Origin of the sequence: Kribbella sp. NPDC005582, assembly GCF_040605415.1 — a bacterium.
Classification (GTDB): Bacteria; Actinomycetota; Actinomycetes; order Propionibacteriales; family Kribbellaceae; genus Kribbella.
In genome coordinates, this window is sequence record NZ_JBEXCU010000001.1 from 1,899,989 (window position 1) to 1,912,177 (window position 12,189).

Here is a 12,189-nt window from a genome sequence, read left to right on the forward strand (position 1 = left end):
CATTCGGGAGCCAACAAAGACGCATTTTATCACATAGGGGTTTCACTTGCCGAATCCGGTCGACGCCGAACAAGCGCACCTCAGCACCTTCTACACCGCCCTCGACTCCGAGCGTGCGCGGACCGAACGGCGTACCTCCGAAGAGTTGCTGGTCAGCACCCGGAACGCGCAGGCACTGAACCAGCGCGACGGACGGATCCGCGACCTCGGCGTCCGGTTGGCGCGACTGAACTCGGCCGAGGAAGGCCTGTATTTCGGCCGCCTCGACGCGGCTGACGGCGAAGTCCTGCACATCGGCCGGCTGGGGTTGCACGACGCCGACTACGAGCCGCTGCTGATCGACTGGCGCGCTCCCGCGGCGCGGCCGTTCTACATCGCGACCGCGGTCGCCAACCAGGGCATCGTCCGGCGGCGGCACATCCAGACCCGGTTACGCCGCGTGGTCGACGTCCAGGACGAGCAGCTCGACCTCGACCGGGAGGCCGCGGACCCGTCGAAGCCCGGGACCGGTGTGATCGGCGAGGCCGTCCTGCTGAAGGCGCTGGACGCGCGCCGGACCGGCCGGATGGAGTCGATCGTGCAGACGATCCAGGCCGACCAGGACCGGATCATCCGCTCCGAGCTGCCCGGAATCCTCGTCGTCCAAGGCGGTCCGGGCACCGGCAAGACGGCAATCGCCCTGCACCGCGCTGCTTATCTTCTGTACACCCATCGGGAACAGCTGGAAAAGCGCGGAATTCTGGTCGTCGGACCGAATGCGGCATTCCTCAAGTTCATCGGCCAGGTGCTGCCTTCGCTCGGTGAGGACGGCGTACGCCTCGTCACGATCGCCGAGCTCTACCCGGGCCTGACCGCGACCCGGCCGGAGGCGCCGGAGAGTGCGGAGGTCAAGGGCCGCACGGTGATGGCCGCCGTGATCGAGAAGGCGGTCGCCGATCGTCAGTGGGTGCCGGAGCAGCCGATCGAGGTCCTTGTCGACCGGACCACGCTCACCCTCGACCCGGAGTTCGTCCGTACGACGCGCGACCGCGTTCGCCGCCGCAACCTGACCCACAACCAGGCTCGGCCGTTCTTCCTGAACGAGCTCGTCGACGGCCTGACGGCGCAGTACTCCGATCTGATCGGCACCGACCCGCTCGACGGCGAGAACCTGCTGGACGACTACGACCTGACCGAACTACGCAACGAGATCCTCGCGGAGCCGAAGATGCAGGCGCTGTTCGACCAGCTCTGGCCGCAGCTCAGCCCGCAGCAACTTCTCGAAGACCTGTACGGCGACGAGCAGGGACTCGCCCAGGCCGCACCCCAGCTCAGCGAACTCGACCGCGAGCACCTCCTCCGGTACGGCGCCGACTGGAGCCCGTCCGACGTACCGCTGCTCGACGAAGCGGCGGAGCTCTTGGGCGACGACGGCACCGAAGCCGCTCGCGAGCGGGCTGCCCGAGCCCGCGCAATCGCTTATGCACAAGGCGCTCTGGACCTGCTGTCCGGTTCGGGCTCGACCGACTACGACGAGGACGACGCATCCGAGCTGCTGACCGCGAAGGACATTCTCGACGCGCAGATGCTGGCCGAGCGGTACGAGGCCGACGACGACCGCACCTTGGCCGAACGCGCCAGCGCTGACCGCCGCTGGACCTACGGACACGTGATCGTGGACGAGGCGCAGGAGCTGACGCCGATGGCTTGGCGTGCGATTGCCCGGCGCTGCCCGTTGCGGTCGATGACCGTGGTCGGCGACGTCGCCCAGACCAGCGCGATCGGCGGCGGCACGAGCTGGTCGTCGGCTCTCGGTGAGACGTTCGGCGACCGCTGGCGTCTGGCCGAGCTGACGTTGAACTACCGCACCCCGGCCGAGGTGATGGAGCTGGCGAACGCCGTACTGCGTGAGGTCGATCCGTCCGCCAAGGCGCCGCAGTCGGTGCGTTCGACCGGCGTTCAGCCGTGGCACGCGGATGTCGCGCCGGCCGAGCAGGCCTTGTACGTCTACAAGATGGCGTCCGAGGAGACCCAGCACGGCGAGGTCGGCGTGATCACCTCACGCAGCCGCCTCGAGTTGATCCAGGAGGCAGTCGACGGGCTCAGCGGCGTCACCGTCCTGACCGCCCGCGAAGCGAAGGGACTCGAGTTCGACTCCGTCCTGGTCGTCGACCCGGACGGCATCGTGATCGAGTCCCCGCGCGGCCTTCGTGACCTGTACGTCGCTCTGACCCGCTGCACCCAGCGTCTCGGCGTGATCGGCGAGCTGCCCGAGGTGCTGGCCGAGCACGACTGGGATCAGTGATCGGCGCAGCACTTCTGCTGGTGTTGCAGTTCGAACGGAATCAACAGGTTGCCGGCGGCCGGCTGCAACTGCAGGACCAGCTGACCGTCACGACGCACTGGGCGTAGGAAGTCGAGGGTGTCGACCAGTGCGTCGTCGGGGACCGGTAGACCGCCGAGCACCTCCAGGCGGTCGATTCCACAGTTGCTGCGCAGCTCGGTCGCGCGCAGCACGCCGCGACCGCGGTCGTGGCCGGGCCAGCGGACGACGCGGCCCGCCGTACCGAGAGCTGCTTCGACCGCGGCCACGTAGGCGCCGCGAACGAGTTGGCTCGGTCCGGAGAGCTCCGGCTGGGACGCCCCCGGCCGGGTGATCGCCAGGCCCGCACCCCGATCCGCCATGACTGCGCGGATCGGGTCGGCGAGGTCGGCGGCACCGGCCAGCGACACCGCCACGTGCGGACGGTCGCCGCCCACAACCATGTGGGTGCAGGCGACGACCGGCTGGTTGACGGCCTCGATCAGTTCGTACAGCAGGTGGTCGGCCGCGGCCGTGTCCCGGCTGTCCGCGTCGACAGCGACGATCACTTCGGCAGCACCCAGATCGGGTTGGTGTAGAACCACAGGTCGACCCACGGGTCGGCGTCACCGACCACGTCGAGCGCCGGGCCGGCCGGGTCGACCGCAGCCCCGTGGTAGCCGGCCTGGCCGCGGTTGCCGTCCGTCCCCCGAACACGCAGGTACGACGGCTCCTCGACCCGGCCGAGTGGGTAGACCAGCTCGAAGGTGCCGCGCTTGCCCGAGGTGTCCCACTGCCGGACGACCTTGGTCTTCGGCGCGGCGAACGTGTCGCGATCGGTGACCGGACCGGTCACCGCTCCTTGGATCACGTCGACCCGGTTCAGCTTCGGGACGAAGTTCGCCCAGTTCGGCATCGTCTGCGTGGTGATCCGGACGACCAGCTCGACTGGTCGGCCCTTGCGGACTACCAGCGCTCCGCCGAGAGGTTCGCCGTACCGGTGGCCGACCTCGCGGACCTCGACCTCGACGCCCTTGACGAGCATGCCGTGGTCGACCCAGACGCGGCCGTTGCGCAGGCCCTCCATCACCGAGAGGTAGTCGCGCCGGTCGGCGCCGACGTGCGTGCGGCTGTAGAAGCCCGGCCAGAAGTCGCTGTTCGTGGTGAGTACCTGGTTGCCGTAGACCGGGTCCATGTAGCGGCCGTCGCGGTCGAACTGTTCCTGGCTGGAGCCGTCGGGGCGGCGGGCGGTCTCGTTCCAGTTGTTGTGCGAGTCGGAGTTCGCGCTGATCCACCACGGCTTGCCCTCGGCGAGCAGGCTGTCCCACAGGCCGCCGACGGTCGCGGTCATCCAGTCGAAGCCACCCCAGGTGCGGTAGCTCTCGGCCGGGTACGCCGGGAACGAGTTCGCGTTCGGCGAGTTGCCGTAGATGCCGCGGGCGCCGCCGGTACCGATGCCCTTCGGGAGGCCGCCGGCCTGATGACCGGGCGCACCCTCGAAGCCAACCGCGATCCGCGGGTTGGCGTCGCGCCAATTGCGGATCTCGTGCGGGCTGTCGATGCCGTTGCGGGCCGGGTGATTGGCCAGGAACAGCGCGTCCGCGACCCGGCGCTTGTCGACCTGCTGACCGAGCCACTGGATGCCGGAGACGGCGAGGGCCTCGTTGGCCGGGGTGTTCGCACCGGCGTTCTTCACGCTGCCGTCGTAGTTGTTCTCGAACTGCTTGAGCACCTCGACCTCGCGGGCGCCCGGCGCGACGAAGATCGTGCCGTGCTCGGCGGCCGGGATGTTCCACTCCAGCCCCTGGAAGATCAGGGTGTCGCGGAGCTCGGTGCGCGCGGCCTTGATCTGCGGGTTGACCAGGTCGACGCCGATCCGGGCGTGCGTCGCGCCGCCGTGGTCGGTGATCACGAGCCAGTCCAGCCCGTACGCCGCCGCGTGCCGGGCCTGGTCGATCACCCGGTACATGCCGTCGGAGCTGAACTGGGTGTGGATGTGGTGGTCGCCGGCCAGCCAGACGTTCGGACGGTTGCCGGGCCGGAAGGTCCAGCCGCTGCTCTTCGGGGCGGTGGCGGCAGCGAACTGAGCGCCGGTGACCGCGAGCGCCGCCGTACCGCCGAGGATGCCGGCCGAGCGGAGCAGACCGCGCCGGGAGACCTCGGCCGGGCTCAGGTCGCTGTCCGGCACCGACTCGTCGAGCGCGGCCAGCGTCGACGCGTCCAGCTCGGTGTTGGGGTGGTGATGGTCGTGATCGTGCCCATGTCCGTGGCCGTGCCCATGTCCGTGGCCGTGCCCGTGGCCGTGCCCGTGGCCGTGACCGGCGTCGTGCGAGTGCCCCATCGTGCTTCCTCCTGACAAAGGGAAATCCGCCGGATCATCGCCCTTCTGGATGTCCGCCGGGTGTTGCCCGGGTGAACCGTGGACACCCGGCAAGTGGTCTAGTCAGGTTTGTTGGTGCTGGCTCCGGACGCTCGAAGAATGAGGAGCGACCCCACCCATCTCGCAGGAGGGTTCCCCGCCATGAGACCGTCCAGAGTGCTCGCCACGATCCTGGTGACGGCGAGCATCACGGCTGTCAGCACGTCGCTGACCCCGTCCCTCGCCCAGCCGGCGCAGACCCAGCTCTGGGCCGCGCGCGCCGCGACCCACGTCTTCCCCGACTCGCTGCCCGGCGACACCGGCGGCGCGTCCACGCTCGCCCTCGACTCCGCCCGCAACGAGTTCGAGGCCGGGCAGGTCGTCATCCGCCGCGACCGCGCCTTCACGATCAAGCGGGTCAGCTTCTCGCCGCTGACCGCCGGCTTCCGCCAGATCCCGCCGTCCGAGCTGAGCTACAACTTCGTCAAGTTCACCGCGCTCAACCACAACTCGGTCTTCGGCGGCAACCAGTACGTCTACGCCCCGAGCCGGCCGGCGCCCGACGACTTCCCGGACGGTCTGTCCAACGACCGCTCGACCACGGTCGAGGCGAACCAGGCGCAGCCGATCTGGATCCGCGTGCACGTTCCGAAATACGTTGCCGGGGGCATCTATCGCGGGACTGTCCGGATCGAGACCGACCGTGGTACCGAGACGGTGCCACTGTCGGTGAACGTGCGCCCGGTGACGATTCCGGACGCGAAGGACAGCGGCTTCACCGACGTCGAGTGGACACTGTTCTTCGGCACGGTCTCCTGGCAGGAGCCGTCGAGCGGCGTCGAGACGATGCTTGCGAACTACGGCTTCTCCCCCTTCACGCCGAAGTGGTGGAAGCTGATGGAGGACTACGCGGACCTGCGCCGCGACTACCGCAACAACAACCTGACGCTCCCGATGAACACGCTGCTGCTGGCCGGCGGAACCACCGTCGACGCGGACGGCAAGGCGCACTTCGACTTCTCCAAGATCGACCAGGTGGTGAAGTTCTTCACCGACCGCGGAACGGTCAGCCGGCTCGAGGGCTTCTGGGTGAACGCCGGCCCCGGCTACTGGACCACTTGGGACGTCGAGACGCTGGCCCGCAACGCCAGCGGCAAGACCGTGAAGAAGAACGTGCCCTGGACCTCGCCGGAGGCCGACAGCTGGATCAAGCAGTACGTCGCTGCCGTCCGCGATCACGTGCAGGCCAAGGGCTGGTCGTCCAAGTGGTGGATGCACGTGGGTGACGAACCGCAGGGCGACCAGGGTCGCGAGGGCTGGAACGGAATCTACGCCAAGATCAAGGCGGTCTGGCCGGAGGTGAAGATCGGTGACGCCACCTTCCACGACCCGGTCGCCTCGGAGGTCGCGCAGACCGAGGACATCCTGATCCCGAACCTGCTCAACTACGAGACCAACCCGAAGACCTTCGACGCGGAGCGGGCCAAGGGCAAGGATCTCTGGCTCTACAACTGCAACATCCCGACGCTCGGGTTCCTCAACCGCTTCATCGACCAGCCGGAGTACTACCAGCGGCTGATCGGCTGGCTGGCCGCTGCCCGGAACGCGAACGGCCACCTGCACTGGGCGTTCAACAACTGGAACATCTCGATGGACGAGCAGGACGTCAAGGGCGACTACTGGATCGTCAACGTGGACAAGAAGCACCCGAACCTGCTCGAGCGGACCATCCGGCTGGAGTCCCAGCGCGACGGCATCGAGGACTGGGAGGTGGTGAACCTCCTGAAGAAGACCCATCCGCAGCTCGCCATGGACCTGGCCAAGGCCCTCGTCAGTACGCCGGGCACGTTCACCGGCGATGTCACCTTCCTGGACCGGATCCGGACACTCGTCCTGGACGCGGCCGCCGGCAAACCGATGGCCGCTGAGAACCTGGCCGCGACGATCAAGTCCGGTACGGCAGTGGACCTCGGCTCGCAGCAGCAGGTGGACGGCGTGTACCTGAACTGGGGTACGACGCATCCCGCCGCGTACACGATCGAGACGTCGTACGACGGGGTGAACTGGGTGACCGCCGGCAAGCGGACGGCGGCCGACGGCGGTGAGGACTTCGTCGGCCTGAACGCGAAGGCTCGTTACGTCCGGCTCAACGCACCGGTCGACGGACTCCTCGAGTTCAAGGTCGCCGGAGCGCCGCTGCCACGGACGAACCTGGTCGCGGGACTGACGTACCAGAAGTCGTGGGAGCCGCCGAGCGGCTTCCCGGACTCGACCGGCCGCGAGTCGACCGACGGCGTGATCTCCGACAACTGGGGCGACGGCCGGCCGTACGTGATCCAGGGCAAGGCGGGCGAGACGAAGTCGTTCGACGTCAGCTTCGACCTCGGCGCGGCGAAGACCGTGCACGAGGTCGACGTCCAGGGCTACGTCGAGTACGCCGGCTACCGGCCCGACACCGTACGCGTACTGACCAGCGACGACGGGTCGAACTGGACCGATCGCGGTCCCGTGGTGACCCGGCCGAACGATGCCTCGGGCAACCGCTATCTGGTCCGGTTCGCGCCGGTCCGGGCGCAGCACGTCAAGGTCGCGTTCACGCGAACCTTCACGCCGTCGGCCGACGGCGTCTTCCTGGACGACATCGAGATGTACTGATCGGCACGCAAAACGTCCGCACCGGGCTGGGGAGTCCGGTGCGGACGTGAAAGGTTTTCAGTCATCAGGCGCATTGTGTGCAAGAGAAAACACGAAGCCCTTTGTGGTCGAGGTGAGGTTCTCGGCCGGCCGTCGTCCGCGTGGGTTGTTCGGTGAGAAGCGGAGACGAAAAGGCGACGGGGGATTCTCTCAGCGGGGTGCTACGTCCCACATGCGCTCGCCGGGCAGGGGGTCGGGGAGCCGGTCGACGGCAGGCATCGGGTCGTTGGTGACCCGCAGTCCGGCGAAACGACGGCTCATGGCGTGGGCGTACCGCTCGGCCAACGCCGGCTCGGCGTTGTAGTCGGCGATCACATGCTCACCGAACCAGACCCGGACGCGACGGCGCTCGATGGTCTGGGTGGCGGTGGCGGTTGTCACTGGTCCTCCTGGTGAAAAGTTCGCGGGTGATCGGCAGAGGCCACTTTTTACAGTGACTCAGTCGCGGGCGAGCGCGGTGCCGGTGCGCCGTAGGTGTCCACCGTCACATCAGATCCAACGGAGCATGTGCGCCCTTGGTCACGCACGGATTTGACTTTGTCCGCCGCCGGGCAAACTTTTTCGGACCGACCGGACTCGCATTGTTCGAGCAAATTTTCGACTATTGCGGAATTCAGCCGAACGGCCCGCGGACGGAGACTCCGCCATCCAGCACCAGCTGCTGTCCGGTCGTGTACGCCGACGCATCCGAGGCGAGGTGGACGACCGCGGCCGCGACTTCTTCGGAGCGGCCGTAACGACCCAACGGAATCTCGTCGACCCATTCAGTGGCCGGCGCGGTATTCACCGCGGTGGCAATCGCACCGGCGGCCGCGACATTCATCCGGATACCATCGGCGGCGTACTCGGCGGCCACGGTCCGGGCCAGGCTGAGGATTCCGGCCTTCATCACCCCGTACGCCGCTTGCTCGGGCGCGGCCATGAACCCGGTGATCGAGCCCACGCTGACGATCGCGCCACCAGTGCCCTGCGCAAGGAAGACGCGGAGAGCGGCTCGGACCGCGCGGGCGACGTACCGGAGGTTGACCTCGTAGATGGTGTCCCAGTCCTCGTCGGCCATCTCGTGCAGTTTCACCGCGGGGACGAACGCGACCTGACCGCCGACCACGGTCACCAGGATGTCGAGTCCATCGAGGCTCTCCGCCGCACCCGCGACCATCGCCTCGAGGTCGGCGAGCGAACGCACATCGCCGCTGACCGGGTACGCCGTACCGCCGGCCGCGCGGACGTGATCGGCAGCCTCGGCCGCCCGGGCCGGATCGAGATCCGCGACCACCACCGCGGCCCCTTCGACCCCGAACGCTTCGGTGATCGCCCGGCCGATTCCGGCTCCGCCGCCGCCGATGACCAGTGCTCGTTTCCCACTCAGCTGCATGCTCGCGAGGCTAAAGGATCGGGGTGCCACGATTCATAGGGTTTCCTCAGGAACGACACGCCGAGCTGTCGGAGGGACTCCGTACGCTGGATCTTGTGACCATCGAAGACGAGGAAACCCAGGCCCTCGCGCTGCGCAGGCCGGCAGCGGACGGGGTCGTGGGATCACCCGCCCCGGTCGAACCGACGGCCTTCGCCGCGGTGCAGACCGAGCACCTGATCGGTGATGTCGGTGACGCGCTCCGGCTGCTCGACGCGGTCGAGCGAGTGCGCGGCCACGCCCACCCGCTCATTCTCGGCCTGCAGGACGCGGTCGGCCTGAAGATGCCCGCGGCCCTGGTGCTGAGCGCGATCGCGAACGGACGGAACACCGCCGAAGGCGTCGCCGAGCAGATCGGTACGACGAAGGCCGAGGCCGAGCTGGCCATCTCCGACCTGGCCGCGCTCGGCATGGTCCGGATCGGACCGGAGATCGTGGTCACCGCGTTGGGTCAGGCGCGACTGTCCCAGCTGGACGGCCTGACCGTCCGCGTCCTCGACGTCGTCACCGGCATCCTCGGCCCCGACGACGCGGCCCATCTGGTCCGTCTGCTGCACACCGTTGCCGATGGCCTCGAGTCCGCCGCCGTCGGCGCCGGTCCGAGAACCCAGGCGCAGGTCCTGCTGCAGAACTAGGTCCCGGGGATCGAGTCGTCGTACTTGCCGAGCTGACCCCGGTAGAGCGAACCACCGCGGTAGGGCCACGCGTACGCCGTACAACCGTGCAGGCCGAGTGTCTGCTGCTGCATGACGGGCGCGGGCTGGCCGGCACCCGGGCAGAGTTGATGGGCGTAGCCGAGGCGATGGCCCGTCTCATGGTTGACCATGTACTGGCGGTAGGCCTCCAGTGCGGCGCCGTAGTTCGGGACACCGTGCACCCAGCGGGCGATGTTGAGCACGACCCGGTCGCCGATCCGGCAGCTCGTGTAGCGGTCCGGCGCATAGCCGCAGTACGTGTCGCGGGTTTCCGGAGTGACGAACATCAACTGGAAGTCGCTCGGCTCGCCCGGTCCGACCTGCTCGAAGCGGAACTTGCCGCCCGCGGTCCAGCCCTGCGGAGCACCGTAGGTCGCGCGGACGAACGCGGATAGTTCGGCCTGGTCGATGCCTTTGATTCCGCCTTCGACGGCGATCTGGAACTTGAACAGCCGACCCGCGCGACCGATCACGCGGTGGTCCGGGTCGCCGGGCAGCACGGTGAAGTGGACCGTGCCTCGCTGCGGATAGGTAATCGCCGGGACAGGGCGTTCCGGCGTGGTGGATGACTGGTCGCCATTGGACGCCTGTGCGGCCTTGGGTAGGACGGGCTGGGACTGGTGGGCGACCGGGCGCTCGGGCCTGCCTCCGCGCTCGAACGGACTGGCCGGAAGCTGATAGAGAACTCCGGCACCGACCACCGCCACCACGGCGAGTCCGGCGATCCTGACAACAGTCCAGCGGCGCATCCGCGTTCTCTCCTTCACGACACCCTGGCGGGCGTCCACTCACCTCTTCTTGCCTGCAGTACCCCGATCCCTTCTCCGGCTACGGGTGGAGATCGAATCTCGCCCTCCCTGTTTTGATACGCCCGTGTTAGTTTCGAGCTGGAAAAAGCACGCCCGTATCACAAAGGAGATGCTCCGATGAGACGCTGGACCGCGGGCCTCGCCGCCGCGACCCTGCTCACCACCGCCCTACCGGCGCCCGCCTGGGCGTCGCCCGCAGCCGCGCACCTGACCGCTGATGTGAACCGCGACGGCCTGCTGACCACCGCCGACGACGCGGGCCGGGACACCTGGACCGATCACCGCGGCGCGATCTTCCTGCCTAACCTCGACGATGACGCCCGCCGCTGCACCGTCTCCCCCACCGACCTGGACGCGCCCGGCCGGGCGGTCGACGACAAGCTCGCCGCCTGCAACGACGCGGCCGACGAGCGGATCAACGGCCCCCGGGACGCCGCAGACTTGGCACCGCTGAAGGTCGATGCCCTGCGCAACCTTTCGGCGATGGCAAGCGGGAGTGTGACTATCAGTCCGGCAGACAAGGCGCGCGTCTTCGCGGACGGGAAGCCGGTCGGCACGCTGACCGCGGCCCAGTTGCGTCGCGGTGTCCGGCTCGGCCTGGAAGGACGCGACATCGTCCGTGACCCCACCCGCTGGGACGGCCAAATCACCGTCACGCTGACCGTCACCGACCACGGCCGAACAAGCACCGATGCGGTCCGAATGCGCGTCGCCCCGTTGATGTTGCAGAACGATCTGCAGCCGGCCCGGACCGTGCTCGCCGGTCGCCCGAACGACGGGCCCGGCTGGTGGGACGATACTCCGCCGTACCCGGACGGCGTACCGGGTGAGTGGACGCCGTTCGCTCTGTCGCTGCGTGCAGCAGCTGGTGCTCGGCTCAAGTTCGTGACCGGTACGCCGCAGGGCTGGAAGGACATGTGGTTGCAGGACACGTTCGAACCGGCGACCGCGAGCATGCCGGCCGTCGGCGGTCAGCACACGATGCGGATGCTGATCAGGTCCGGCAATGTCTGGGACATCGACGGAGTCGCCACTCCGCGTCCGGCCGGCCGGCTGATCTTCCGCGACCTGCGCGGGCCTGATGTCGGTGTCGTCCAAGAGCTCGCCGCGAAACCGTCGCCTGGCCTCGACGACCTGCTCAACATGGGCGGCAACCTGGAGACGCTCCCCCCGTACGCCGGTTATCCACAAGGCCGAGTCCTGTACGGCGCCGGCGCGCGGCGGCCCGATCCGGCGTACCTGAAGCTGGTGACGAGTCAGGGCTATCAGCCGCCGCTCGCGGTCGACACCTCGTGGCTGATGGTCGGGCACGTCGACGAGACCACTCACGTCGTCCGGGCCAACAACGCCCGCGGCTGGACCCTCGCGGTCGCCGATCCGCGGCTCGCGGCCAAGCTGCTGCGCGACGTACAGCAGCGCGGTGGCGGCAACCAGCGACTCTTCGCGGACACCAACGCCAAGTCGAAGCCCACGGTCGACTCGCTCCTGACCAAGCTGGCCGACAACGAGGCGGCCGCTCAGCACATCGACGAGCAGCTCGCGATCCTGCTCAAGGCGACCGGTCTGCGCGCGGACGAGCTGGTCCGGCTGCCTGTCTTCTTCGACCGCGTCCCCGGCTACGGCCTGCTGAAAGCGCTCACGCCTGGTCTGGTGAACGGGTTGTCCATCACCGATCGGCAGTTCGCCGCACCTGATCCGCACGGACCTCGCCTCGACGGTCAGGACGTTTTCCGGCAGGCCGCCGAGCGTGCGCTCGCGCGGAACGGCGTACGGGTGCACTGGGTCGAGAACTTCTTCTGGTCGCACCTGGGCGGCGGCGAGGTGCACTGCGCGACCAACGCCCTCCGCGATGGCGCGACCCCGTGGTGGTCCTGATGGCCGCCGCCACTTGGTAAAGCCGGCGGAGTCGGCCGAACTTTTTGCCGGGTCAGTGACTC

General features: G+C 68.4%; 9 protein-coding genes. 4 read left to right on the top strand and 5 right to left on the bottom strand.

Going from position 1 to position 12,189, the window contains the following annotated elements; all coding sequences use genetic code 11:
• Positions 1 to 46: 46 nt before the first annotated feature.
• Entirely contained in the window at positions 47 to 2,284 is a 2,238-nt protein-coding gene (locus ABZS29_RS09445; RefSeq protein WP_355460121.1) for an AAA family ATPase, read from the top strand.
• On the opposite strand, the gene ABZS29_RS09450 is transcribed toward ABZS29_RS09445, so the two are convergent.
• Positions 2,278 to 2,850: a hypothetical protein gene (locus ABZS29_RS09450; RefSeq protein ID WP_355460122.1), complete on the bottom strand. Its 573-nt coding sequence runs from the start codon at positions 2,848 to 2,850 to the stop codon at positions 2,278 to 2,280. The two genes, ABZS29_RS09445 and ABZS29_RS09450, sit on opposite strands and share 7 nt — an antisense overlap.
• Positions 2,847 to 4,622, bottom strand: coding sequence for a PHP domain-containing protein (locus ABZS29_RS09455; protein ID WP_355460124.1), 1,776 nt, complete (start codon positions 4,620 to 4,622; stop codon positions 2,847 to 2,849). Before ABZS29_RS09455 ends, ABZS29_RS09450 begins: the two co-directional genes overlap by 4 nt.
• Positions 4,623 to 4,802: 180 nt before the next feature.
• Here ABZS29_RS09455 and ABZS29_RS09460 point away from each other — a divergent pair, with 180 nt between their 5' ends.
• Complete coding sequence (locus ABZS29_RS09460; RefSeq protein ID WP_355460126.1) at positions 4,803 to 7,295, top strand: glycoside hydrolase domain-containing protein; 2,493 nt, start codon at positions 4,803 to 4,805, stop codon at positions 7,293 to 7,295.
• A gap of 189 nt (positions 7,296 to 7,484) precedes the next feature.
• Here ABZS29_RS09460 and ABZS29_RS09465 read toward each other — a convergent pair whose 3' ends face one another.
• Together ABZS29_RS09465 and ABZS29_RS09470 are read right to left on the bottom strand one after the other, a co-directional pair.
• Positions 7,485 to 7,715, bottom strand: a complete 231-nt coding sequence (locus ABZS29_RS09465; protein WP_132413983.1) for a hypothetical protein — start codon at positions 7,713 to 7,715, stop codon at positions 7,485 to 7,487.
• Positions 7,716 to 7,947: 232 nt separating this feature from the next.
• Complete coding sequence (locus ABZS29_RS09470; protein WP_355460128.1) at positions 7,948 to 8,709, bottom strand: SDR family oxidoreductase; 762 nt, start codon at positions 8,707 to 8,709, stop codon at positions 7,948 to 7,950.
• Positions 8,710 to 8,804: 95 nt separating this feature from the next.
• Here ABZS29_RS09470 and ABZS29_RS09475 point away from each other — a divergent pair, with 95 nt between their 5' ends.
• Complete coding sequence (locus ABZS29_RS09475) at positions 8,805 to 9,383, top strand: MarR family transcriptional regulator (RefSeq protein ID WP_355460130.1); 579 nt, start codon at positions 8,805 to 8,807, stop codon at positions 9,381 to 9,383.
• Here the strand turns inward: ABZS29_RS09475 and ABZS29_RS09480 are convergent.
• The gene (locus ABZS29_RS09480) at positions 9,380 to 10,231 is read right to left on the bottom strand and encodes a DUF3152 domain-containing protein (RefSeq protein ID WP_355460132.1); all 852 of its coding nucleotides are present in this window, start codon (positions 10,229 to 10,231) and stop codon (positions 9,380 to 9,382) included. The genes ABZS29_RS09475 and ABZS29_RS09480 overlap by 4 nt on opposite strands.
• Positions 10,232 to 10,369: 138 nt before the next feature.
• Here ABZS29_RS09480 and ABZS29_RS09485 point away from each other — a divergent pair, with 138 nt between their 5' ends.
• Positions 10,370 to 12,127: a protein-arginine deiminase family protein gene (locus ABZS29_RS09485; RefSeq protein WP_355460134.1), complete on the top strand. Its 1,758-nt coding sequence runs from the start codon at positions 10,370 to 10,372 to the stop codon at positions 12,125 to 12,127.
• Positions 12,128 to 12,189 lie beyond the last annotated feature (62 nt).